At 31.2% G+C, this 26,443-nt stretch carries 23 protein-coding genes and 1 tRNA gene; 10 read left to right on the forward strand and 14 right to left on the reverse strand.

Translation table 11 applies throughout. The features are described 5' to 3' along the window. Positions 1-72: 72 nt before the first annotated feature. From UXY25_RS11705 to UXY25_RS11715, 3 genes are all read left to right on the forward strand, one after another. Positions 73-1,317, forward strand: coding sequence for a hypothetical protein (locus UXY25_RS11705; protein ID WP_320816209.1), 1,245 nt, complete (start codon positions 73-75; stop codon positions 1,315-1,317). A gap of 208 nt (positions 1,318-1,525) precedes the next feature. Next, on the forward strand, positions 1,526-2,518 hold the full coding sequence (locus tag UXY25_RS11710; RefSeq protein WP_320816210.1) for a hypothetical protein: 993 nt from the start codon (positions 1,526-1,528) through the stop codon (positions 2,516-2,518). Further along, complete coding sequence (locus UXY25_RS11715; protein WP_320816211.1) at positions 2,519-2,806, forward strand: hypothetical protein; 288 nt, start codon at positions 2,519-2,521, stop codon at positions 2,804-2,806. 475 nt (positions 2,807-3,281) lie between these two features. Here UXY25_RS11715 and UXY25_RS11720 read toward each other — a convergent pair. The 3 genes from UXY25_RS11720 to rplU all read right to left on the reverse strand — a co-directional run bounded on the left by UXY25_RS11720 (position 3,282) and on the right by rplU (position 4,286). Beyond that, positions 3,282-3,363 (reverse strand) — tRNA-Leu (locus UXY25_RS11720). Positions 3,364-3,509: 146 nt separating this feature from the next. Then, the gene (rpmA, locus tag UXY25_RS11725) at positions 3,510-3,770 is read right to left on the reverse strand and encodes a 50S ribosomal protein L27 (RefSeq protein WP_320816212.1); all 261 of its coding nucleotides are present in this window, start codon (positions 3,768-3,770) and stop codon (positions 3,510-3,512) included. 21 nt (positions 3,771-3,791) lie between these two features. Beyond that, positions 3,792-4,286: a 50S ribosomal protein L21 gene (gene rplU, locus UXY25_RS11730; RefSeq protein WP_320816213.1), complete on the reverse strand. Its 495-nt coding sequence runs from the start codon at positions 4,284-4,286 to the stop codon at positions 3,792-3,794. A 175-nt stretch (positions 4,287-4,461) separates the two neighbouring features. Between rplU and UXY25_RS11735 the strand changes: the two genes are divergently transcribed. Further along, on the forward strand, positions 4,462-5,787 hold the full coding sequence (locus UXY25_RS11735; protein WP_320816214.1) for a pitrilysin family protein: 1,326 nt from the start codon (positions 4,462-4,464) through the stop codon (positions 5,785-5,787). A gap of 10 nt (positions 5,788-5,797) precedes the next feature. Next, positions 5,798-7,849, forward strand: coding sequence for a M16 family metallopeptidase (locus UXY25_RS11740; RefSeq protein ID WP_320816215.1), 2,052 nt, complete (start codon positions 5,798-5,800; stop codon positions 7,847-7,849). A 48-nt stretch (positions 7,850-7,897) separates the two neighbouring features. Here UXY25_RS11740 and UXY25_RS11745 read toward each other — a convergent pair whose 3' ends face one another. Further along, complete coding sequence (locus UXY25_RS11745; protein ID WP_320816216.1) at positions 7,898-8,767, reverse strand: DMT family transporter; 870 nt, start codon at positions 8,765-8,767, stop codon at positions 7,898-7,900. Positions 8,768-8,877: 110 nt separating this feature from the next. On the opposite strand from UXY25_RS11745, the gene UXY25_RS11750 reads away from it, so the two are divergent. Further along, on the forward strand, positions 8,878-9,255 hold the full coding sequence (locus UXY25_RS11750; protein ID WP_320816217.1) for a heavy metal-associated domain-containing protein: 378 nt from the start codon (positions 8,878-8,880) through the stop codon (positions 9,253-9,255). Between the two features lie 50 nt (positions 9,256-9,305). On the opposite strand, the gene gldD is transcribed toward UXY25_RS11750, so the two are convergent. From gldD to mutY, 4 genes are read right to left on the reverse strand one after another with little or no spacing between them, the layout of a single operon-like run. After that, positions 9,306-9,869: a gliding motility lipoprotein GldD gene (gene gldD, locus UXY25_RS11755; protein WP_320816218.1), complete on the reverse strand. Its 564-nt coding sequence runs from the start codon at positions 9,867-9,869 to the stop codon at positions 9,306-9,308. A 1-nt stretch (position 9,870) separates the two neighbouring features. Beyond that, positions 9,871-11,160, reverse strand: coding sequence for a gliding motility-associated protein GldE (gene gldE, locus UXY25_RS11760; RefSeq protein ID WP_320816219.1), 1,290 nt, complete (start codon positions 11,158-11,160; stop codon positions 9,871-9,873). Between the two features lie 22 nt (positions 11,161-11,182). Continuing rightward, positions 11,183-11,635 (reverse strand): single-stranded DNA-binding protein, encoded by a 453-nt coding sequence (locus tag UXY25_RS11765; RefSeq protein ID WP_320816220.1) that lies wholly within the window; start codon positions 11,633-11,635, stop codon positions 11,183-11,185. Between the two features lie 45 nt (positions 11,636-11,680). Beyond that, positions 11,681-12,721: an A/G-specific adenine glycosylase gene (gene mutY, locus UXY25_RS11770; protein ID WP_320816221.1), complete on the reverse strand. Its 1,041-nt coding sequence runs from the start codon at positions 12,719-12,721 to the stop codon at positions 11,681-11,683. A 133-nt stretch (positions 12,722-12,854) separates the two neighbouring features. Here mutY and UXY25_RS11775 point away from each other — a divergent pair, with 133 nt between their 5' ends. Beyond that, complete coding sequence (locus UXY25_RS11775; RefSeq protein WP_320816222.1) at positions 12,855-13,148, forward strand: HU family DNA-binding protein; 294 nt, start codon at positions 12,855-12,857, stop codon at positions 13,146-13,148. Between the two features lie 310 nt (positions 13,149-13,458). Further along, complete coding sequence (locus tag UXY25_RS11780; RefSeq protein ID WP_320816223.1) at positions 13,459-15,000, forward strand: ribonuclease E/G; 1,542 nt, start codon at positions 13,459-13,461, stop codon at positions 14,998-15,000. 98 nt (positions 15,001-15,098) lie between these two features. Here the strand turns inward: UXY25_RS11780 and UXY25_RS11785 are convergent, their stop codons facing one another. Continuing rightward, entirely contained in the window at positions 15,099-15,542 is a 444-nt protein-coding gene (locus UXY25_RS11785; RefSeq protein WP_320816224.1) for a nucleoside deaminase, read from the reverse strand. A 39-nt stretch (positions 15,543-15,581) separates the two neighbouring features. Here UXY25_RS11785 and UXY25_RS11790 point away from each other — a divergent pair, with 39 nt between their 5' ends. Next, entirely contained in the window at positions 15,582-17,351 is a 1,770-nt protein-coding gene (locus UXY25_RS11790) for a 1-deoxy-D-xylulose-5-phosphate synthase (protein ID WP_320816225.1), read from the forward strand. A 5-nt stretch (positions 17,352-17,356) separates the two neighbouring features. Further along, positions 17,357-18,298: a DUF3078 domain-containing protein gene (locus UXY25_RS11795; protein WP_320816226.1), complete on the forward strand. Its 942-nt coding sequence runs from the start codon at positions 17,357-17,359 to the stop codon at positions 18,296-18,298. Positions 18,299-18,347: 49 nt separating this feature from the next. Here UXY25_RS11795 and UXY25_RS11800 read toward each other — a convergent pair whose 3' ends face one another. The 5 genes from UXY25_RS11800 to UXY25_RS11820 form a co-directional block, all read right to left on the reverse strand. Next, entirely contained in the window at positions 18,348-21,698 is a 3,351-nt protein-coding gene (locus tag UXY25_RS11800; protein WP_320816227.1) for a PA domain-containing protein, read from the reverse strand. Between the two features lie 84 nt (positions 21,699-21,782). Beyond that, on the reverse strand, positions 21,783-23,126 hold the full coding sequence (gene dgt, locus UXY25_RS11805; RefSeq protein ID WP_320816248.1) for a dGTP triphosphohydrolase: 1,344 nt from the start codon (positions 23,124-23,126) through the stop codon (positions 21,783-21,785). A gap of 23 nt (positions 23,127-23,149) precedes the next feature. Further along, a complete protein-coding gene (locus UXY25_RS11810; protein ID WP_320816228.1) occupies positions 23,150-23,596 on the reverse strand; it encodes a GNAT family N-acetyltransferase in 447 nt (148 codons plus the stop codon). Between the two features lie 4 nt (positions 23,597-23,600). Next, on the reverse strand, positions 23,601-23,825 hold the full coding sequence (locus UXY25_RS11815; RefSeq protein WP_320816229.1) for a hypothetical protein: 225 nt from the start codon (positions 23,823-23,825) through the stop codon (positions 23,601-23,603). 107 nt (positions 23,826-23,932) lie between these two features. Then, positions 23,933-26,329, reverse strand: a complete 2,397-nt coding sequence (locus tag UXY25_RS11820) for a ribonucleoside-diphosphate reductase subunit alpha (RefSeq protein WP_320816230.1) — start codon at positions 26,327-26,329, stop codon at positions 23,933-23,935. Positions 26,330-26,443 lie beyond the last annotated feature (114 nt).

Consider the following 26,443-nt stretch of genomic DNA (forward strand, 5'->3'; position numbering starts at 1 on the left):
TTGTTCACGTTCCCCTATTTGTTCAATGTTCGTTTTCATAGGCATACAAAAACTATTTACAAATATACACTTTTGATTGACTTCATAAAAATATTAGTTAAGGATTTACACCCCTCTATTTTAGAGGCAAATCCCCTATTGGATTTTTACGACAACATCAATTTAAGTACTGGAGAAATCAAAACAACAAACCACAAAGGGCAAAAGATAACACCATATAAAAACGCCTTTTATAATAGTTTAGAATTTAAAATATTTGAGAATGGAACTATCACAATAAATGGAAGTTTACACAAATACAATAATTCGGGCGCACACAACTACAATGACTTTAATTTTAGTGCATTTTTAGGCGTTTTAAACGACTTAAAACAAAAGTTTAGCATAGACTTAAACAATTGTATTTTAAGGTGTTTAGAAATAGGAATAAACATAACACCTCCAAAACCAACAAACCAAATATTAGAGTATTGTTTCCTACACAAAACAAGAAACTTTGAATATAGAATTAATTCAGATGAGGGAAAATATAAACAATGCCAACACTCGCAATATATTATAAAAATCTACAATAAGGCGCTACATTATAAATCAAAAGGGTTTAAAATCAATACCGAAATATTACGTTTTGAAATTAAATATACTAAAATGGAACGCCTTAATAAATTAGGGGTTTTCAACTTAAACGATATTGCAAAAATGGGGTTTAAATACTTTGAAAAAGAACTTATAACTGAATGGGAAAACGTTTTATTTTATGACAATACAATTGTTTCAAATAGCAACAGAATAAACAACTACAAAAACCCTTTATACTGGTGCAAATTGATCGAAAGTAATTCAAAAACTAACTACTATAAACACAAAGGAATATTAAAAGATTTAACCTCTAATAATTCGGACAAAGTACAAAGTCAAATAACCGAAATAATGAGAAATAAAATTACCTTTTTAAGTCAAGAGGGTGCAAGTTTTGACACTTTATATATAAAGTCAATTCATACACCCCACAATCAAACCACAAACACAATAAACAATAATATTTGCAAGGTTACAAAGGTTAATATATCAATGCAAAAAGACAATAGTATTTTGTTGTCGCATACTGGTTTAAAGTACTACTACAAAACAGATAAAAAGATTTACAAACAAATCAAAAGAAATTACTTATCTAAACGTTGGTTTAATTCAGATTTTGAAACTCAAATAAAAGAAATTGCGCACAATATTAGAAACAAAAAGAGCAACGGAAAAACTAAACAAATAAAAATTTATCAACCTCAACAAATAAATTTATTATCGTATTTCAACTTATAGTATTTTTGAATTATGATTAAATTACTATTGCACAAAATCAAAAAAACACCTTTAAACTTGTACGAAGAACTAGAAGAAGAACTAGAATACACACACCCTAAATTAAGATTTATACCAACATTTATATTAAAACTATTTAGTTTGTTAATATGGGGCGTAATATTGCTTTTAATAATCAAAACAGGGTTACAGACTTTAACAAACCTATTTGATTAAAGTTTGGTTAAATTCATCAAAATATTTGAATCATAATCATAAATTTGATTACATTTGGACTATGGAAATTGACTTAAATAAAGGTATAAGTTTAAAAATAGAAGGAGAGTTAGGTAGATACCAAACATTGTCGATTGACTCACTTATTAAAATCGCCGAAACTTTACAAGAATTAATTTTAACTATTGCCAAAAATGACCTGCCTGTAAATGAAAGTATTGATTTAAACAACTTTAAATTAGAATTGACAGATTTTCAAAAAGGTAGCGCAATACCAACTTTTGCATTAACTCAAAGAGTTCAAACATTAATCAATTCAGATTATAGTGAACAACGTAAAGAAGTTTCAAAAAAACTAAATATTTTACTAAACGTTTCAGACAAAGGTACTTACTATGATTTGAAAGATTTATATCCCGAATATGCTAGACGAAATGATATCGTGGAAAGTTTATACGGGTTCACAACAAGTTTTAAAAATTCCCCTGTAAGTATTTTTGAAAAAGATGATTTTGAGAATAAATCCTTCAAACCTAAACCTTTCAAACCATCAGTAAAGAAAAATTTAATTGTTGAAGTAAATAAAATTAATTCTGAAATAGAAAAAGAAGAAAAAAATGCATTTGCAACAATAAGTATCATAAAGAGAGGGGAAAAAATAACAAATAAGATTAAAGAAGTTATTTTACCTAATCATCACTCACTTTCATATTCGCCTGAAATCATTAACGTAAACAACAAACAATACATTTTACACCACCCTTTAAGATGTTTGTTTGAGAAAATTGAAAATTATTATCTAATAGAAAATGAAATTTTAGATTTAATTGGAACTGGAGAAACTCAAGATGAGGCTGAAATAAATTTTAACGAAGAGTTTGATTTTCTATACCAAAGATTAAATAACCTAAATGACAATGAGTTATCAGAAAAATTCGTAAGAATTAAAAACTTCATTAATAGTTTTGTAAAAGAAGTTAAATAAATGACATTAGATAAGAAAAAAATACTAAAAAACTTAATTAAAAAAGGTTTTACAGACAATACAAATAGAAGTGTTGACCATAAATACTTGGAATATCACCACAACGGTAAACTTATCGCCTATACTAAATTAAGTCACGGAAGTAAAAAAGAAATTGATAATTACCTAATAATCCAAATGGCTAAACAATGTCAAATTTCTAAAAATGATTTTGTTGACTTGGTTAATTGTCCACTATCTGCTGAAAAATATTTAGAAAAACTTATTGAAAATGGAATTACAAAATAAAAATTATTTTATTTAAAATTTTCAAATCTTAAAACAAGTAAACACTTTAAACAAAATTCCGCATATATTTATTTTAACTTACTGTTGAAAAATATTGTAATAAAATCAATTATTGTATTCTATTGATTAATCAAACTTTATTCAAACTTGAATAATCAAATTATATCCCTATCTATTCACGTGTTTGAACATAACTTTTATCCGACCATTACGCGCATACGCAAGAGTTGAGGTTATCTAACAACTACGCGCGCGTATAGTTTCGATTTTATTGTTTAGAACAAAGACTGTTTTCGAATCAATAAAAAGGAAGTCTTTAAATCAATAAAAAGAGCACTGTTTTTAAATCAATAAAAAAAGACTGTTTTTAGACCAATAAAAGGGGTGTTTTCTTAATCGTGGGGCAATGGTTGGGCAAATGTGTTATAAAGAAAAACGCAACTACCTATAAATTAAGTAATTGCGTTTAATTAAGTGCGGGTAAAAGGACTCGAACCTTCACACCTTGCGGCACCAGATCCTAAGTCTGGCGTGTCTACCAATTTCACCATACCCGCTGATATGATTTTGAGACTGCAAATATATATAATAGTTAGCTATTATAAAATATTTATTTGCTTTTTAATAAAGTTTTTTTGCTTCATTAAAAATAAAAATGCCTCTCAATAAATTGAGAGGCATTTTTTATATACATAAGTCAATATTACGCCTCAAATGGAGTAATAGAAACAAAAGATTTATTATCTTTTTTCTTTTGGAATTGTACAACTCCATCAACTTTTGCATGCAAAGTATGATCCTTACCCATGTAAACATTTTCACCTGGATTATGCTTAGAACCTCTTTGTCTTACAATGATATTTCCAGCAATTGCTGCTTGGCCACCATAAATCTTTACGCCTAAACGTTTCGATTCTGATTCTCTACCATTCTTCGAACTACCGACACCTTTTTTGTGAGCCATGATGTTTAAGTTTTTAAGTTATTATTCTTGAGTATCTTCTTTTTTAGCTTTTACAGCTTTTTTCTTAGGAGCTTCTACTTCATCAGTTGCAGCTTTAGCGGCAGCTTTTTTAGGGGCAGCTTTTTTCTTAGGAGCTTCTACTTCTTCAGTTGCAGCTTTTTTAGGAGCAGCTTCTTTCTTAGGGGCAGCTTTTTTAGTTGCTCCAGAAGATTGAATTCCTTCAATTACAATTTGAGTTAAAGACTGTCTGTGACCATTCTTAACTTTGTAACCTTTTCTTCTTTTCTTTTTGAAGACAATTACTTTGTCTCCTTTTAAGTGTTTTAAGATTTTTGCTTCAACTGAAGCTCCATCTATAGCTGGGGCGCCTATAGTTACAGTGCCATTGTCGTCTAACATAAGAACTTTGTCGAAAGAAACTTTGTCTCCTTCTTGTTCAGCTAAACGGTGCACATAAACCTTAAGGTCTTTGCTTACTTTAAATTGTTGCCCTGCTATCTCTACGATTGCATACATAACAAATGTGTATTTAGTTAATTTTTCAAGTTTGCAAATATACAACAATAATTATATCAAACAATTATATCCTTATAAATATTTTTAAATCTAAAAAAAGTAAAGCAAACATGTAACAATATCTTAAATTTACGTCTTATTTATCTATAGAAGAATATTAAACAATAATTAATTTATGAAAAAATCTTTAATGGCTTTAAGTACAGCTCTATTTATTAGCGCTTCTGCTAATGCACAAAAAGTGGAATTTGAAGAGTTTGATTTAGACAATGGACTTCATGTTGTTTTACATCAAGATAATTCAGCCCCAGTTGTAATTACATCGGTAATGTATCATGTAGGTGCAAAAGACGAACAACCAAACAGAACAGGCTTTGCTCACTTTTTCGAACATTTATTATTCGAAGGAACAAAAAACATTGAACGCGGTGAGTGGTTTAAAATTGTAACTGCTAATGGCGGTCAAAACAATGCAAACACTACAGATGACAGAACGTATTATTATGAGATATTTCCATCAAACAATCTTGAATTAGCATTGTGGATGGAGTCTGAAAGACTAATGCACCCTGTAATAAATCAAATTGGAGTTGATACTCAAAACGAAGTTGTAAAAGAAGAAAAAAGATTACGTGTTGACAATCAACCATACGGAAACCTAATTAAGGCGGTTAAACAAAATATGTTTAAAAACCATCCATACAGATGGACAACCATTGGTGAAATGGAACATTTAGACGCTGCAACTTTAGAAGAGTTTACAGCATTTAATAAAAAATTCTACATTCCTAATAATGCAGTTTTAGTTTTAGCAGGTCAGTTCGATAAAGCACAAGCTAAAGAATGGATTAAGAAATATTTTGGCGCTATTCCAAAAGGAACTCCGGTAACTAGAACAAAAGCGGAAGAAGAACCAATTACAAAAGAATTTAAAGCTTCATGGGAAGATCCAAACATTCAAATCCCAATGCTTGTTGCTTCATACAGAACTCCATCAATGAAAACAAGAGATGCTAGAGTTTTAGACATGGTTTCTTCTTATTTATCAGACGGAAAAAGTTCAAAACTTTACAAAAATATGGTTGACGAAAAGAAAATGGCTTTACAAATTGGAGCTTTCAACTACAGCCAAGAAGACCACAGTTTGTATTTCATTTATGGTTTACCAATGGGAACAAATACAACAGCAGATATGCTAAAAGAAATTGACGCAGAAATTTTAAAAATGCAAACAGAATTAATTTCTGAAAAAGATTATCAAAAGCTGCAAAATAAATTTGAAAGTCAATATGTAAACAACAACGCAAATGTTGAAGGTATCGCTGATAATTTAGCAACATACTACTTACTTTATGGCGATATTAATTTAATTAATACTGAAATTGAAATTTACCGTTCAATTACAAGAGAAGAAATTAAAGAAGTAGCAAACAAATATTTAAATTCAAACCAAAGAATGATTTTAGATTATGTACCAACTGCAGAAAAAGCGAAAAACTAAGAAATTTATTATGAAAAAAATAGTTTATATAGCAGCCTGTTTATTTTTAACAATAACGATGCAAGCACAAGATAGAAAGCAACCAAAATCAGGACCTTCTCCAACGGTTAACATTAAAAAACCTCAAAGTTTTACCTTGAAAAACGGACTTAAAGTTTTAGTTGTAGAAAATTCAAAACTTCCTAGAATAACTTATAGTTTAACACTTGATAATCCTCCATATGCTGAAGGAGATAAAAAAGGTGTTTCTGATTTATTAAGTTCTTTATTAGGTAGTGGAACTGAAAAAATATCAAAAGATGATTTCAATGAAGAAGTAGACTTTTTAGGAGCACGTATTAATTATTCTGCAAGTGGAGCTTATGCTTCTGGTTTATCTAGATATTCGAAGAGAATATTAGAATTAATGTCTGACGGAGTTATTAACCCTACGTTTAGTCAAGAAGAATTCGACAAAGCAAAAGCGCAAATCATTGAAGGAATAAAATCTAATGAAAAGAGTGTTACAGCTATTGCTAGTAGAGTTGAAAGCATTTTAACATATGGAAAGAGTCATTATAATGGTGAATACACATCAGAAGAAACGTTAAAAAACGTAAGTCTAGCTGATGTTCAGTTAAACTACAATACTTATTACGTTCCTGGAAATGCTTATTTAGTAATTGTTGGTGATGTAAACTTTAAAACAATTAAGAAAGAAGTTGAAGACTTATTTGGAAGCTGGAAAAAAGCAACTGCTCCACAATTAAGTTACTCAGATCCTTTAGACGTTCAATACAGTAGAATTAATTTTATTGATGCATCAAATGCTGTGCAATCTGAAGTTTCATTAGTAAACCTTTCTAAGTTAAAAATGACTGACAAAGATTACTTTGCTGCAATTTTAGCAAATCAAATCCTTGGTGGTGGTGGTGAAGGAAGATTGTTTTTAAACTTACGTGAAAAACACGGTTGGACATACGGTTCATATTCTTCATTAGCTTCAGGAAAATATATTGGAAAATTTAAATCAAGTGCTTCAGTAAGAAACACAGTTACAGATAGTGCTGTTGTTGAAATTTTCAATGAATTAAAGAAAATTAGAACTGAATTAGTTTCTGCAGAAGATTTACAAAACGCAAAATCAAAATACATCGGGAACTTTGTTATGCAAATTGAAAAACCAGAAACAGTTGCTCGTTATGCTTTAAACAAAGAAACTCAAGGATTACCTGCTGATTTTTACGAAAACTACATTAAAAACATTAATGCTGTTACCGCTCAAGACATTCAAAATGCTGCAAAAAAATACTTTTTAGACAGCAATACTAGAGTAGTTATTGTTGGTAAAGCTGCAGATGTACTTCCAGGTTTAGAACAATTAAGTAAAGACAAAAAACTGCCAATTTTCTATTTTGATAAATTTGGTAACTCTACTCAAAAACCTGAAGTTAAGAAAGAAATTCCTGCTGGCGTAACAGCTCAATCAGTTATCAAAAAGCACATTGATGCTATTGGTGGTGAAAAAGCATTAAAAAGCGTAAAAACAATTGCTGTCTTTTCAAATGGAGAAGTTCAAGGAACACCATTAGAAATGACGCTTAAAACATCATCTAACAAATTATCTGTAGAAATGAAAGCTATGGGAATGACAATGATGAAACAAGTAGTTAATGAAAAAGAAGCTTACATGGTTCAACAAGGTCAAAGAAAAGACTTTACTGGCGATGATTTAAAAGAGATGCAAGATGCTACAGGGACTTTTAAGGAATTAAAGTTACTTACAAGCAAAGAAGTTACTTTGTCTGGAATTGAAACTATGAATGGCAAAGATGCTTATGCAATTAAGAGCGGTAAAACAACTTATTTCTATGATCTTGTTAGCGGGTTAAAAGTTGCTGAATCTAAAGAACTAGAGCAAGGGGGTCAAAAAATGACTCAAACAACTTACTATGAAGATTATAAAGATGTTAAAGGAATTAAATTCCCTTACATCACTAAAATGAATGTAGGTATTGAATTAGAATTAATTACTTCTGAAGTTAAAATTAACGAAGGAGTTACAGATGCTGATTTCAAATAATAAAAACATATAACTTTTTAAAAGCGCTCAAGAAATTGAGCGCTTTTTTTATTTTTTACTCGAAAAATAAACACCAATTAGAACAATTAAAGCCCCAATTCCTTGAATAGAATTAAGCGTTTCATTCATTACAAAATAGCCTAAAATAATGGCAACAATAGGAATTATGTACGTAACAGATGACGCAAAAACAGGTGACGAAATTTGAATTAATTTAAAAAACAGAATATTTGAAAGCCCTGTTCCTACAACTCCTAAAATAGCAATATAAATCAGTGAGTTTTGCACAATAGTTTGGTCTGCAATTTCAAAAAATCCTGAAAAAAACAAAACAATCAATGCTGGAATTGCCATAATGGTAAAATTACCTGTACTAATGGTTAGTGGTTTTAAATCTGACAGATATTTTTTAATTAGATTCACATTAATACCATAAAACAAAGAGGCTAAAACAATTAAAAAAGCATAATAATAATTTTCGGTTGTGTTGCCACCATCTCCAAACAACACCAATAACACACAGCCAACAAACCCAATTAAAACACCAAATATTTGTCTTCTTTGAGTATCAATTTTAAAAAACAACATTCCCATGATCAAAGTCATTAAAGGAGTTAGAGAGTTTAAAATAGAACTTACAGAACTATCAATTTTAGACAAAGCAATTGCGAATAAATAAACTGGCAAGAATGTTCCAAATAAAGAAGTGATAGCAATATATTTCCACTTATGCAATGGAATTTTAGGCAAATGTTTATGTCCAATAATAATTAAAAATACAGCAGCAAATAAAATTCTCAAACTTCCCATTTGAATAGAATTCATTCCTCTTAAACCTAACTTCATAAGTAAAAATGAACTCCCCCACACAGCTCCTAGAAAAAATAATAAATACCATTTTGTGTTTTTACTTTCCATTTTGATCGTTTATGAAGCCAAAATTCACACTTTATTTTTAAATAACACGCCCTTTTTTTAGTAATTTTGCACTAATAATTTAACAGACCTCAATTTAAATGAAAAATAAGATGAAAAATTTAAAAAACTTTATGTTTGTCGTTTTTGCATCAATACTGTTATTAAGCTGTAAGGACGAAGCGATTGACAACAACGAAATTACACCGACAGAAACCACAACAGACACAATAGCTGCACCTGAAAGCACAGCAAGCCTTAAAACAGAAAGTTTCACTATTGAAGGAATGACTTGTGAAATGGGTTGTGCAAAAACAATTGAAAGCAAATTAGCAAACTTAGAAGGAGTTAAAGAAGCTAAGGTAGATTTTGAAAACAAAAAAGCTACAGTTTCTTTTGACGAAACGAAACAAAACAAAAACTCTCTTATTAAAACAGTCGAAGCTGTTGCTGGCGGAGGTACTTACAAAGTAACTAAAGAAAATATTTAGTTCTTAAACTTATTAGATAAAAAAAATCCCGCCAAAAAGCGGGATTTTTTTTATTTCCATTTCATTGTTTCCATAATTTTTCTAACATCTGCTTTGATATAATTTGCAGCTGGAAGTATAGAATCGAAGTTTGGTTTTGAATAGAAATACAAACTACCCGTTATAAAGTTCTTAGTACTATCTGTAACATAAAACTGAATGTTTGTTGCTGCATTTCCTCCTACTTCATAAAACATTCCATAAACTTTCGTGTCTGAATTCACAAAAGGCTGCTCAATTATGTCGTCTGCTTTAATAACGTGTTCGTATGTTAACTTTTGAGCGTCACGTAATAACTTTTCGATATTATTATCTACAGGCTTATAGGTTAAATAAAGAGTGGCTTTCATTTTTGAATAATTCACCTCTAATGCACAATTTTCTTTAAAAGAAACTTCAGAAAGTGTATTTACATCAAATTCAAAATTACATTTTGAAGCCAACTTATCGTAAGAAGCGCTAGGATATTCTAAACTTAGTTGGCAATTGGGTTTTGGAATAGGTTCGTCTCCGCAAGAACATAACAAAAATGAAAAAGGAACTAATAATAATTTATGTAAATAATTAAATTTCATCTTATGCTAACGTAACTTTAATTTGTTTTATTCTCTTATGGTCTAAATTTTCAATTGTAAAAGTGCAGTTTCTAAAAATAATTTTTTGGTTTTTCTTTGGGAAACTACGTGAAATTTCCAAAATAAACCCAGCCAAAGTTTCTGCTTCACCTTTTGATTGCTCAAAATCTTCTTCTACAACATCGACAATTCTATAAAAATCTTTTAAACTGATTTTACCCTCAAATAGAAAATTATTATCATCTATCTTAGAGTAAATTATATTTTCATCGTCAAACTCATCGCTTATGTCACCAACTATTTCTTCTAATATGTCTTCTAGAGACACTAAACCACATGTCCCTCCATATTCATCTACTACAATAGCAAGGTGATTTTTCATGCCTTGAAATTCTTTTAACAAGTTGTCTAATTTTTTATTTTCAGGAACAAAAAAAGGATCTCTTATTAGACTTTGCCATTCAAAATCTTTATCATCAATATGAAGAATCAAATCTTTAACAAACAAAACACCTTCAATTTGATCAATATTATCTTTGTAAACAGGTATTCTAGAATATCCTTTTTCAACAATTTTGACCATAATGTCTTCAAATTTCTCTTCAATATCTAAAGTAAAAAGATCAATTCTAGGTGACATAATTTGGCGTACTTCTGTATTACCAAAAGTTACAATTCCTTCTAATATTTTTTGCTCTTCCTTTGTGGTTTCTGATTGGTTTGTTAATTCTAATGCTTGTGACAACTGATTTATAGAAAAATTTGACTTAACACTGAATTTTTTTTCAATATAGACCGTTATATTACGCATAGGTATTGTTACTGGCGTCAATAATTTGTCCATTATATACAGTGGCATTGAAACCATTTTAGAAAAACTTAAATTATTTCTACTTGCATAAATTTTAGGAAGGACTTCCCCAAACAACAATATTAGAAAAGTAACAATAACCACTTCTAAAACAAATCGTAAAATCCCTTCAGGAACAGAACGAAATAATTTTTCACTTAAAGAAGAAAATAATATTACAACTGCAATATTTATAAAATTATTAGTAACCAATATTGTTGCTAATAATTTTTTTGGAGTTTTTAAAAGTTTTTCAATTATGTTACTTTTATTATAGTCATTTTCCCCAAGTTCGTCTAAATCAGTTTGAGTTAAAGAAAATAAAGCTACTTCAGAACCTGAAATAAAAGCAGAACAAATAAGTAAAAACACAACAGCAATTATACTGTATGTTAATTCAACATCTATAGTCGAAAGTAAACTGGAAGGATCTGTATCCAATTAAAAAAGTATTAATTAAACATTAAAAAGGTAAATCGTCGTTTTCGCCTTTTTCTTTATTGTCGTCAAAATTAGTCATTTTTCCTGACTCGGTGTTATCAGATTTGAAATTTTGCTTATTAGATGACTCTGTTTCTTTTTTGGTCGTCAAAAAAGTAAATTCCATTACTTGAATTTCATTTGTATATTTCGTTGTTCCATCTTCAGCTTGCCATTGACGTGACTTTATGCGCCCTTCAATATAAATCTTATCTCCTTTTGTCAGGTATTTTTCGCAGATTTCAGCTGCTTTGTTTCTCACAACAATATTATGCCACTCTGTCGAAGTTATTTTTTCTCCCGTAGATTTATTGATGTAAACCTCATTTGTAGCTAATGGAAATCTTCCTATGCAATTTCCTCCATCGAAATAATGCATTTTTACTTCGTCTCCTAAATGTCCTATTAATAACACTTTATTTAAAGTCCCGTTCATGGCGTATATTGTTTAATTTAATCAAATATAATGCATTTGAATGTATTATAAAAAGTTTGTTTCTATAAAATTATGCAATACAATTGGGAATGGATACTCTTTTATCTTTTCAATACTTTCTGCACCTTTTAATTCGCCGTTAAAACTCAGTTTGAAAAAGCGAATATGTAAATCTTGATGTGAAAGTTTATGTTTTATATAATTTTCATTAAGCATAAGTATTTCTATTGGCTTAATATCATTAAACCTAAAGGCCTTAATTAACTCCATAGAAGTATCACTGCTTTTTTCCTCAAATTCTTCTATAAGTGGAAATTGAAATAAGTTTCTCCAAATTCCTTTCCCAACTCTTTTTTCTACTATAATTTTTTTATTAGAATCTTGAAGGATTAAATAATTTAAAAAACGTTTTGTGACTTTTGTTTTTTTAGACTTAAAAGGTAGGTTTGAAACTTCGTTTTTTTGTAAAGCATAACAACTTGTGTTGAAAATACAATCGTAACAATTTGGGCTTTTTGGTACACATTGCAAAGCACCAAATTCCATTATTGCCTGGTTAAATTCGGCAGCATTATTTACAGGAAGCAAGCTTTGTGCTAATTTTTGAAATTCTATTTTGGTTTTTGGTTGTGAAATATCTAAATCAACTCCAAAATAACGAGACAAAACCCTAAATACATTTCCATCTAATACTGCAACAGGTTCATTATATGAGAAAGAAGCAATTGCTGCAGCTGTATACTCACCAATTCCTCTAAGTTTCAATAAACCTTTGTAGTCTTTTGGAAACTCGCCATTTAGTTCACTTGTAACATATTTTGCGGTAAAATGTAAATTTCTTGCACGTGAATAATAACCTAACCCCTGCCAAAGTTTTAAAACTTGTTCTTCATTTGCATTAGCCAGCACTTTTACATTGGGAAATTCAATTAAAAAAGTCTCATAATAAGGCAAACCTTGTGCTACACGCGTTTGTTGTAAAATGATCTCAGACAGCCAAATATAGTATGGGTTTTTCGTTTCTCTCCATGGGAGATTACGTTTGTTTTGTAAATACCAATTAATTAAGACGTTAGAAAATTGCATGTTTTAATAGTTAATCGCAAAATTAAAACTAATACCTTAAAATTTAATTAATTTATGATTGATTTATTCTTTTTTTAATTTGTATATTTGCAACCTCAAAAAAAGTACACAAAACATATAATACGTAAAGAAAATGACGAAAGCAGACATCGTAGCAAAAATTTCTGAAAAATTAGGTCTTGACAAGGGAGATGTTCAAGCAACAGTAGAGTCTTTTATGGAAGAAGTAAAAAACTCATTAGAAACAGGAGACAATGTTTACTTAAGAGGGTTTGGTAGTTTTATTGTTAAAACTAGAGCAGAAAAAACAGGTAGAAATATTTCAAAAAATACTACTATTAAAATTCCTGCGCACAATATTCCAGCATTTAAGCCAGCAAAAATATTTGTTGAAAGCGTAAAAACAAAAACAGAAGTAACAGTATAAATTATTTATTAATCAAAAAAACTACAAGTTATGCCAAGTGGTAAAAAGAGAAAAAGACATAAGGTAGCGACTCACAAACGTAAGAAGAGAGCAAGAGCTAACCGTCACAAGAAGAAAAAGTAGTTTAACACTACTTTTTTTTCTGTTTTAAAAAGTTCATTGAAATTAATCAGCAAAAACTGGTTATCGGGTAAAAACCTGTAAAAAATTGTTAATCCATCCTTGCGATTCAGTTATGAATTATGAGCTACGAGTTGTAAACTCTAAGTTGTAAATTGCAAACTAGATAGTCAGGATAAAAATGTACTGCATGAACAAAGAATTAATTATTCGATCAAGTTCTGAAGCTGTAGATTTTGCCTTATTGAAAGATGGAAAACTAATTGAATTACACAAAGAAGAAGAAAAAGGAGGCGACTTTCAAGTAGGTGATATTTTTATTGCCAAAATAAGAAAGCCGGTTGCAGGATTAAATGCAGCCTTTGTAAACGTAGGTTATGAAAAAGATGCTTTTTTGCATTATCATGATTTAGGCCCTAATCTTCCTTCTGTGATGAAGTTCATTAAACTTGTAAGCGCAGGTAAACTAAAAGATTATTCACTCAAAAACCACCCATTTGAAGCAGAAATTAATAAAGATGGCGTTATCACTGACGTATTAAGTGCTAACCAATCTGTATTAGTTCAAGTTGTCAAAGAACCTATATCTACAAAAGGACCCAGAATTAGTTCTGAAATTTCCTTAGCAGGTAGATATGTAGTTCTGGTTCCTTTTTCTGAAAGGGTTTCTATTTCTCAAAAAATAGAATCTAAAGAAGAAAAAGAACGCTTAAAACGACTTGTAAAATCTATTAAACCAAAAGGGTTTGGGGTTATTGTGAGAACAGTAGCCGAAGGCAAAAAAGTAGCTGAATTAGACAAAGATTTACAAACATTAGTAGATAAATGGTCTGTAATGTGTAAAAAATTACAAACAGCTCATCATCCATCAAAAGTATTGGGAGAAGTAAACAAAGCTTCTTCAATATTAAGAGATGTGTTTAACGATACTTTTACAAGTATTCAAATAGATGATGAAGATCTGTATTTACAAACAAAGGACTATTTGCAAGAAATAGCTCCTGATAAAGTGTCTATCGTAAAACACTATCAATCAAAAGAATTACCGCTTTTTGAAAAATACAATATTGAAAGACAAATTAAAACTTCTTTCGGTAAAACTGTTTCGATGAGTAAAGGTGCCTATTTGATTATTGAACACACTGAAGCGCTACATGTTGTAGATGTTAACAGTGGGAATCGTTCAAATAAAGCACTATCTCAAGAAGGCACAGCCCTAGAAGTAAATATGATTGCCGCTGCAGAAATTGCGCGTCAATTACGTCTTAGAGATATGGGTGGAATTATTGTTGTCGATTTTATTGACATGCAAAGCGCCGAAAACAGAAAAGAGTTGTATGATTTCTTAAGAGAAGAAATGAGTGACGATAAGGCCAAGCATAAAATCTTGCCTCCTAGTAAGTTTGGATTAATTCAAATTACTAGACAAAGAGTTAGACCAGAAGTAAATATTAAGACAAGAGAAGAAGATCCTAATGAAAATGGGGAAATAGAAGCTCCAATCTTAATTATTGATAAAATTGCGTTTGACCTAGAAAAAATTATTAAAGGCCATAAAAAAGTTGTGTTAAACACACATCCATTTGTGGCAGCTTACCTTGAAAAAGGTTTTCCATCGATACGTTCAAAATGGTTTTTTGAACATAAAAAATGGGTGAAAATTATACCTCGTGATGCTTACACGTATCTTGAATACCACTTTTTTAATGAAAAAGGGGAACAACTCAAGTAAAAAACAAAACCGCTATTCTTAATTGATTAGCGGTTTTTTTTATTTTAATAACTTATATTTTATTCTAATCTTACTGTGACTCTAGCTGATTGATTTTTTTACTTTCTCTTTGATTGAAAAAAACGCTTCATTAAGTCACCACACTCTTTTTCCAAAACTCCATTTACAACATTTGTTTTAGGATGTAATTGTGTCCCCATTTCAACAAATCCTCTGCTTTCGTCTGTTGCACCATATACAATTTTAGAAATCTGACTCCAATACAAAGCTCCAGCACACATTTGACAAGGCTCTAAAGTAACATAAAGCGTACAGTTTTTTAAATACTTTCCTCCTAAGAAATTTGCAGCACTTGTTATGGCTTGCATTTCTGCATGAGCTGTAACGTCATTTAATAATTCGGTTAAATTATGACTACGTGCAATTACTTTATCATTAACAACGATAATTGCTCCCACTGGAATTTCTCCGTTTTCAAAAGCAGCTTCAGCTTCAACCAAAGCCTTTCTCATAAAATATTCATCTGTAAAAATATTTTCCATAAGTACAAAAATACAACTTCCAATTAGTACTTTTGTTGCATGAAAGAAAATTTACTTTCTCAAATATTCAATCCTGTTGATTTAAAGAAATTATCTAAAAATCAATTGCCTCAACTTGCTCAAGAGTTAAGAGAGTTTATTATTGATATTGTTTCTGAAAAAGAAGGACATTTAGGCGCTAGTTTAGGTGTAATTGAACTAACAATAGCTTTGCATTATGTGTTTAATACACCTGAAGACCAGTTGGTTTGGGACGTTGGCCATCAAGCTTATGGACACAAAATTTTAACCGAAAGAAAAGATATTTTTCATACAAATAGAGAGTTACACGGAATTTCTGGTTTTCCAAAACGAAGTGAAAGTTTATACGATACTTTTGGAGTTGGTCATTCATCAACTTCTATTTCGGCAGCTTTAGGAATGGCAATTGCTTCTCAATTGAAAGGAGAAAACAATAAACAACATATTGCGGTTATTGGGGATGCTTCAATTGCAAGCGGAATGGCTTTTGAAGGATTAAATCATGCTGGAGTTACAGACGCTAATTTATTAGTAATTTTAAATGATAACGCGATTGGGATTGATCCTAGTGTTGGTGCTCTAAAAGATTATTTAACTGCTGTTAAAGAAGGGAAAAATCCAAGACAAAATAACATTATAAAATCGTTAAATTTTGACTATTCAGGGCCAATTGATGGTCATGATTTTAAAGCTTTACTATCAGAGTTAACAAGATTAAAATCAGTTAAAGGACCAAAGTTTTTACATGTTATTACAACCAAAGGAAAAGGGCTTCAGTTAGCTGAAGAAGATCAGGTTAAATATCATGCTCCCGGTAAATTTGAGGCAAAAACAGGGAAAATTCACCCCAAGGATGAAGACAATTTACCTCCAAAATTTCAAGATGTATTTGGGTTAACATTAGTAGAGTTAGCGCAAGAAAATGAAAAAATTATCGGCATAACACCTGCTATGCCAACAGGAAGTTCAATGAAATTCATGATGCAAGCCTTTCCAAAAAGAGCTTTTGACGTAGGCATTGCTGAACAACATGCAGTAACATTATCTGCAGGAATGGCAACGCAAGGAATGATTGTATTTTGCAATATCTATTCTACTTTTTTACAGAGAGCTTACGACCAAATTATTCATGACGTTGCATTGCAAAATTTACCTGTTATTTTTTGTTTAGATAGAGCAGGTCTTGTTGGAGAAGATGGAGCTACACATCATGGAGTATTTGATATTTCATATTTAAATTGCATACCAAATATGATTATTTGCGCTCCAAAAGACGAAATAGAATTACGCAATATTATGTACACCGCTTCCTTAGGTTTAAAACAACCAATTGCAATTCGCTACCCAAGAGGCAGAGGAAAAAATATAAATTGGCAACAACCTTTTCAAAAACTACGTTTAAACGAAGTGAAATGTTTAACGAAAGGAAAAGATATTGCCGTGTTATCTACTGGAACAATTGCTACAAATGTAGAAAAAGCAATTACTAAGCTAGAGCCTAATAAAATGATTTCGCATTATCATTTCCCCACTATAAAACCAATAAATGAAAAGGAATTGATTTCAATTTTTAAGGATCACCACAAAATTATAACAATTGAGGACGGAGTTTTAAAAGGCGGATTTGGGAGTATCATTAATACTTTTACATTACAAAATGAACTTAAAAACAAAGTTGTTAATCTAGGCATTCCAGACAATTTTGTTGAACATGGAAGCGTCTCTGAGTTGCAACATATTTGCGAATTAGATTCTAACCATATTTATCAAACTATAATTACTATTTAAACATCATGAAAAAAATTATTTTATTAGTGCTGCTATTTTGTTTAGCAGAAAATAATTACGCACAAATTGTAAGAACTAAATTGACAGACACAACAAGTAATTGGGTGAAAAAAAACAAAGTTGGTTTAGATATTACTCAAATAACATTTCTAAATTGGAACGCTGGAGGTAACACTTCTGTTTCTGGACTAGCAAAAGGCAACTTTACTCGAAAATATTTAGAAGGCAATTTAATGTGGAACAATGAATTAGTTATTCGTTATGGCATCAACAAACAAGAAGGACAAGATGCTAGAAAAACAGATGATCAACTTTTATTAAATTCTACATTTGGGTATCGAACAGACACAATCTCAAATTGGTTTTATGGCGCTAAATTTTCATTTAACACTCAATTTGCTAACGGATACGCTTATCCCAATACCGATTTAGCAATTTCAAAGCCGTTTGCGCCAGCTTATGTGTTTTTAGGAATTGGAGCGAATCACACAAGAGATGATTTAAATTTAGATATCTATATGTCTCCCTTAACGCAAAAAACGACATTAGTTTTAGATGAAAGATTAGCAAATCAAGGGGCATATGGTGTTACTAAAGCAGAATATGATGCATTCGGAAATTTAATTCGAAAAGGAAAAAATATTAGAACAGAAATTGGTGCCCTAATCTCTGGAAAATGGGGGAGAACAATTTTTGAGAACATTGATATGGAAAACAGAGTAACTTTCTATTCTGACTATTTAAACAATTTCGGAAATATTGACGTAGACTGGCAATTGCAATTAGAAATGACCGTTAATAAATATGTCAAAGCAAATATTAGCACTCATTTAATTTATGACGATGATATTAAAACCAAAGAAGATGTCGCTGGTGTTCAAGTTACAAAAGGACCTAAAGTTCAATTGAAGCAAATATTGGGGATTGGATTAGCTTATACATTTTAAAAAAAAAGCCTCGCAATGCGAGGCTTTTAAATTTATATTATATTAAAAATTAATTTTTAATAATTTTTGTAGAATAAGAAAAATCATTTCCTTCGATTTTTACAGCATAAACTCCAAATTGTAAACCATTTAAGTTTAACGCTTTTTCACCTGTAAAATCACCCGTTGATTCAGCAACTTTTCTTCCATTAATATCATATAATTCAATTGATAAATCTCCAATATAGTTAGCAATTGCAATATTTACAATTCCATTTGCTGGATTAGGATACACTTTAATCCCTTTTGATAGCGCTACGTCTTCATTTGAAAGCGTTGCATTATTTAATGGACCAGAGAAAACTCCTCTTCCGTATGTAGAAGCAAAAACATTATAAGCAGTTGGTGCAGTTGGAGAATTTGGCTGTAAATCTATATCAGTAACTTTAACATTACTCATACCATTATAAGCTTGATTCCACTGTAAAGCCTGAGCACCTGTTCCTGCTGGATTAAATCCATTAGTATACCAAACTCCTAATTCAGTTCCAATAATTAACTCATTAGTATTTAATGGGTTTTGAACAATAGCTTTTACTGGTAAATCTGGAAGATTTCCTTCAATACTACTCCACGTTACTCCTGCATTGCTAGAATACCAGATATTAACAACACCATAATTATGCATTGTAACAAAAATCTGGTTATCATTAGCTCCAAATTCTACATCAGAGATACTTCCTACAAAAGAAGGTCCTGAAATATCAGTCCAAGTACCTGTTGTTGTGCTTGCATTAACCACTTTCAACAACTTACTATTCATTGTACCAATATATAATGTAGAAGGAGTTGTTTTTCCAACTTTTAATGCAGATGGATAAGAAGTTAATAATGTAGTATTATTTAAGAATAATCTTTGAACTGGACCTCCTGCTAAAATATTACCATATCTTCTAACTTGATAAGGTGGTGTTGCAGCTGCATCTGTAGCATCAGAATAAACAAGATCATTACTTGAATCTAATTCAAAAGCAGGGTAAAACAACCCTAAATTAGTACCACTACTAATTATTTTTTTAGTTGAACCATTCATGTTTCTTACTACTACGTTGTCATTATATACATAGTTTGTAACATAGTATGAATTAGCACTAGAAGTTGCATTTTGTTTGAATAATGGTTTACCACCGTCTCCACCTTGTACTTCGACACTTCCATTAACAGCTGTTGAAGCTCCTGTAGTAGTACTTGCTGATGATGGAAAATAATTAGATCCATTATCTTGAGCTCCTGCAACAAAGAAATCACCAGACATACCAGTAATACCAGTAGGTAAAACAGCAACACCAACAAATTGAGTTACGTTAAATCCACTAACTCTAGCTGTAGCAGCAGTACCAGTAGTAGATAAACTACCTGAATAATAAACTCCACCATCGTTTCCAAATACCGCGATATTTGAATTTCCTGGTTTAAATGTCATTGCATGTTGATCTGAATGTACATTTGTCGTCCAGTTTGATATTGTTGTCCAAGTTGATCCTGAATTTGCAGAACGATATAAATCGATACCTCCTACATATAAAATAGCATCATTAGCTGGATCAGACTCTATCATTAAATCATAAAAAGCTTGTGCACCAGTAAAACCATAAGTAGTTTCTCTAGTTTCATTTCCTGCAGGTAAAGGTAATACTGCTGGAGCTGTAGCAAAAGCATCTGTTGTTTTTTCAAGTTTTATTTCGATTTCAATTCCAGTTGTTCCTGGCGTAACTCCATCTAATTGTGTTAAAACATAAAAAGTATTAGGATTGGTATTAGAAGCTTCTAATTCAACTCTAGAACCTCGACCTCCAGTTCCATTATTTCCTGAAGAATATCCTGTTACAGTATGCTTAAGCGTAAATGTTGCTCCATTATCTGAAGACATAAATACTTTACCTCCACCGTCACCGAAAGTCCAGCTATCTGTAGAAGCTACCCATATTTTACCATCTGTTCCTAACTCAATATCATTAGGACATGTTTCATTTCCTGATGCAGAAACTGGCAAGTTTAATCTTGTCCAAGTTGAACCACCATTTACAGATTTATACATTCCGTAGTTTGTAGAACCCATGTAAGTACTGTTTCTAGCTTCTGAATAATATCCATCACCAACAGCTGCATAAATTTCAGAAGTACCTCCATTATTTTTGACAGCAACATCATTTATAAATTGAATTCCCGGAACTAGAGTTCCTGTAAATTCTCCTGGTGGAGTTGGGCTTAAAGTAGCTGTCATTCCAGCAAGATTAGCAATTAATAAATCACCATTCTCTTTTGAAATCATTACAGAAGGTATTGTGATACCTGGATCTAATCCACCCATAACAATTGATCCTGCACCAGCAGCATTATTCATAACAATAACCGCTAAAGCACCAGCATTTGAAGCAAAAGAAACTTTATCTACAAAAGCACAAGTACCTCTTCTAATTAATACTATTTTTCCCGCTAATGACCCTGCAACTGAAGCTTCACATCCATCATCTGTAGGAGCAGTACCATCGTTAACTAAAACAACTGGCGCTGAAATAGTAGTTGTAATACCAGGTCCAAAGGCCGCTTCAATAGACTGGTATCCACCAGCTACACTAACAGGTGCGTTTATTGTTAAATTATTTGTCGTTTGAGCAGTAGCATTTCCTGTTATTCCACCTAATACTCTTGTCCAAGTTGAACCAGCATTAGTTGTTTTCCACAAACCATTACCATTAACATCTCCAAAAACACAAGATTCTCCTGTTCCTACATACCAAATACTTGAGTTGTTAGGATCAACAGTAATGTTTTGTACGTTTAAATTTTCAGGCAATGTCATTCTTGTCCAAGTAGAAGCTGAACTACTAATATTAGTATTCTTCCATAATCCTCCACTAACACCACCAGCAATTAAAGTGTTGAATGTTCCGTCAGTTGGATCGAAGATAATTCCTCTTGTTCTACCTCCTACGTTATTTGGACCTCTTTCTAACCATAAGTTATCTAAAGCGTCTCCCGGAACTCTTCCGTTAGCTAGAGCAGCAGCTCTTGCGCTTCTTAATCTTTCACGAATAACCTCTAAATTCTCAGGGGTTGGTGTTCCTAAAGCAGGGTTCATAGACATTAACCATTCTTGTTGGTTAAATTTGTCTGGAGACAATCCCATTGCTTTATTCTCAGCCTTAGATGAAAAATAAGTTTTGTTAATCTTGTTATTTGCTAAGTGTTCAGCATGTTTCTTTCTTAATTCCAAAACTTCTTTCGACGGCTTTGAATTTGTAGAAACTTTTGTTTCTTTTTTTGCTGAAGTATTTTCTCCATTATTTTTCTCTTGAGAAAACCCCTGCGTAAATAAAAACAACATTAACCCAATTGTTAATAGTAGATTTTTTTTCATAAAAATATATGTTTTAGGTATTTAACATACAAATAAAAACTATTTTTTTTAATTATTTTAAAAAAAATAGTTTTTATTTTTAGTTTAACTCTTGTTAGATTGAATTATATTAAACAATTGTAAGGCTTTACCATCAGTAAGCATAGAGACGAAATGACAAATATTTAACAATCTATCATATAAAGTTTGTTTATCTTGTTGATAACGTTCAGGTAATAATTTCAAGACTAAATTATCGTAATTCGAAGCATTATCATTTGACTTATTAATGTATGCCGTACAAAAAACATCTAAAAGAACATTGATTACTTTATAACCAATTACTTCTTTTTCAATCACCTCTTTGCTTTGATACACCTTTTTAACGCTTATTTTTATAATATCATCCATTTGTGCTTTGTACTGACTTTTGTCCATTATGGCATATGGAAATTCTCCTGAAAGAATTGCTTCTTCATTTGCTATAAAAATCTTTACGGCGTCTTGAATTAAACTTCCAATTGCTAAAGCACGCAAATAACTTATTCTATCTTCTTTAGTGGTAAGTTCGTTGTATTTTTTAGAATCGATTCCGTTTTTAACTAATTTGATTAAGTATTCTAATGCAAATTCTTCTTGAATTAATCCTAAATTGATTCCGTCTTCAAAATCGATAATCGTATAGCAAATATCATCTGCAGCTTCTACCAAATAAGCTAATGGATGACGTTCAAAACCAATATCGTTACCAGATTTATTTGGAATTAAACCCAATTCTTTTGCAACTTCGGTAAAGAATTCTTTGTCTTGCTGAAAAAAACCGTATTTTTTATCGCAAATGTTTTTGGTTGGCTTTTTAGGTAAACTTTCTTTTGGATATTTTGTAAATGTTCCAAGCGTTGCATAAGAAATTCTTAAAGCGCCTTCAATTCCTTCTCGAGAAGTTGAAAGTACCGAAAACCCATTTGCATTTCCTTCAAAATCAATTAAATCTTGCCATTCTTTATCAGAAACTTGTCCCTTATATTGTTGTCCGTTTCCGTTTGTGAAATATTCGCCAATAGCTTTTTCACCAGAATGTCCGAAAGGTGGATTTCCAATATCGTGAGCCAATGAAGCCGCAGCAACAATAGCTCCAAAATCGTTCATTTGGAAACCGTGAATTTCAGCTAAATAAGGTCTTTTTTCTAAAATTTGTTTTCCAACTAATCGCCCTAATGAACGGCCCACAACTGAAACCTCTAAACTATGCGTTAGTCTAGTGTGTACGAAGTCGGTTTTTGACAATGGAATAACTTGTGTTTTATCTTGTAAACTGCGAAATGCCGCCGAAAATATAATTCGATCATAATCCACTTCAAAACCTAAACGCGTATCGTCTTGCTCTTTTCTTAATCGTTTACTTGTATCGCCTTGTCTTTTTAAAGACAAAAGTTGTTCCCATTGCATCATTGGATGTGAATTTTATAAAATTAAATAGCCTTTTTCATGCACATACTGCTTTTAACTCCAATATATTGACCGTAATTTGGAATATCTTTATATCCAAATTTTCGATATAAAGCAATTGCATTTTCTAATTTTTGAGATGTTTCGAGTTGTGCAGAAGTACAATTTAATTCTTTAGCCCAATTTTCTAATTCAGTTAAAACTTTTGAAGCTATTCCTTTTCCTCTTCCTTCTGAAACTACAAACATTCGTTTAATCTCAGCTGTTTTTGGCTCCGTTTCTTTAAATGCACCACAACCTAAAGGAATGTCATTTTCATAACAAACCAAGACATTACTTAAATAAATTTGATTGTATTGCGCAAAAAAATCTTTTTCGTCGCCATCTATTTCTACCAAAAACTCATCAAACAGTTGCGTTAACTTTTTAAAGTCCTCATTATTTGAATCTGTTCTAACTAGATTAAGCATTTATTTACTCTTTTTTGTTCGCTAAGAAGAATACTTTTGATTTTTTTGGATACTTATCGTAACTGATGTCACTTGGATTTTCAATTATTGTTTTGATGTTTATCTCATCCCCTATTTTAAAAGTAGAAACCACTTGTTTGTAATCTAATAAATATGGTCCACAGAAGAAATTTCCATCTGCATCTTTCTCAATAAGTCCTGTATGAACTCCTTTTTTATCTTTTGACATGATCTTTTTATTATTTTTTTCAAATGTACGAAATGGAACTCAATTTTTATATAAAAGAAAACAGCCATCGAGTGACAGCTGTTTTATAAATTTATATTTCTTCTTAATTAAGAACCACACATATCACAGTCTTCTGGTCCTGCATCTTTAGCACGTGCTAACATTGCTTTGAACTCATCTTCTGTCATTGCTTCTGCTTCAGTTGTAGCTTCTACAGCTATTGGTTCTGCTTTTTTGTCGTTATTTAAGGTAAACTTAATAGCATCTACAGCTGCTTTTGTTCTTAAGTAATACATTCCTGTTTTTAAGCCGCTTTTCCAAGCATAGAAATGCATAGAAGTTAATTTTGCCATTGTTGCACCCTCCATAAACAAGTTTAAAGATTGTGATTGATCAATAAAATAACCTCTTTGACGCGACATATCAATAATGTCTTTCATACTTAACTCCCAAACTGTTTTGTACAATTCTTTTATGTCTGCAGGAATAACATCTATATTTTGAATAGAACCATTATTACGCATTATTTCTTGTTTTAAGTTGTCATTCCATAAACCAAGTTTAACTAAATCGTATAATAAATGCTTGTTTACTACAATGAATTCTCCCGATAATACTCTACGCGTATAAATATTTGAAGTATATGGCTCGAATGCTTCGTTATTTCCTAAAATTTGAGATGTTGAAGCTGTTGGCATTGGCGCTAATAATAATGAGTTACGCACTCCGCTTGCCATTACTTCTGTTCTTAAAGATTTCCAATCCCATCTTCCAGATAAATCTTCGTCTTTTAATCCCCACATGTTGTATTGGAACTCTCCTTTAGAAATTGGCGAACCTTCAAATGTTGAATACGGACCTTCTTCTTTTGCTAATTCCATTGAAGCAGTAACTGCTGCAAAGTAAATAGTTTCGAAAATTTCTTCGTTTAATTTTTTTGCTTCATCACTTGTAAAAGGCATTCTTAACATGATAAATGCATCTGCTAAACCTTGTACGCCTAATCCAATAGGACGATGACGTATATTAGAATTTTCTGCTTCTTTTACAGGATAATAATTTCTATCAATTACCTTGTTTAAGTTACGTGTAATTCTCTTCGTTACATCAAACAAAAATTTGTGGTCAAACTTACCTTCTTTCACAAACATTGGTAAAGAAATAGAAGCTAAATTACAAACAGCAACCTCATCTGGTGAAGTATACTCAATAATTTCAGTACATAAATTTGAAGAACGAATAGTTCCTAGATTCTTTTGATTTGATTTTCTATTTGCTGCATCTTTATACAACATGTATGGTGTTCCTGTCTCAATTTGAGATTCAAGAATTTTTTCCCATAATTCACGTGCTCTGATTGTTTTTCTACCTTTTCCAGCTTGCTCATAAGATGTATATAATGCATCAAATTCATCTCCGTAAACATTATCTAAACCAGGGCATTCATTTGGACACATTAACGTCCAAGTAGTATCTTCTTCTACACGTTTCATGAACAAATCACACATCCACATCGCAAAGAATAAATCTCTAGCACGCATTTCTTCTTTTCCTGTATTCTTTTTCAAGTCTAAGAAATCAAAAATATCAGCATGCCAAGGTTCAATATAAATAGCAAAACTACCTTTACGTTTTCCGCCACCTTGATCTACATAACGAGCTGTATCGTTAAATACACGTAACATTGGGACAATTCCGTTTGAAGTTCCGTTAGTTCCACGAATATAAGAACCTGTTGCTCTTACATTATGAATAGCTAAACCAATTCCTCCAGCAGATTGTGAAATTTTTGCGGTTTGTTTTAATGTATCGTAAATACCATCAATACTATCGTCTTTCATTGTTAATAAGAAACAAGAAGACATTTGTGGTTTTGGTGTTCCTGCATTAAATAATGTAGGAGTTGCATGCGTGAAGAATTTTTTAGACATTAAATCGTATGTCTCCATAACCGATTCCATATCGTCTAAATGAATTCCAATAGAAACACGCATTAACATGTGTTGTGGACGCTCTACAATTTTACCATTTATTTTTAATAAATAAGAACGTTCTAGTGTTTTGAATCCGAAATAATCGTAATTAAAATCTCGGTTATATAAAATTGAAGAGTCTAATTTCTCTGCGTTATCAATTATTACCTTATACACTTCATCAGAAAGTAAAGGCGCTTTTTTTCCTGTACGAGGGTTCACGTAATGAAACATGTCCGTCATTGTTTCAGAAAAACTTTTATTTGTATTTTTATGTAAATTAGAAACTGCTATTCTAGCTGCTAATTGCGCATAATCAGGATGTGAAATTGTCATAGCTGCAGCTGTTTCTGCCGCAAGATTATCAAGTTCTGAAGTACTTACACCATCGTATAATCCTTCAATAACTCGCATTGCAACTTTTACCGCATCTACTAAATCATCTAAACCATAACATAGCTTTTTAATTCTATAGGTGATTTTGTCAAAACTAACTGGTTCCTTATGACCATCTCTTTTTACTACGTACATAATCTTACATTTTTTAAAACAGAAAATCCCTTCTCTATTTTTGGGTTACTTGTATGTATACTAAACTCGTTTTAGTATTATTTTTTGTATTTACTTTATCTTACTTAAAAGCAT

This window comes from Flavobacterium sp., assembly GCF_034111225.1.
Taxonomy (GTDB): domain Bacteria; phylum Bacteroidota; class Bacteroidia; order Flavobacteriales; family Flavobacteriaceae; genus Flavobacterium.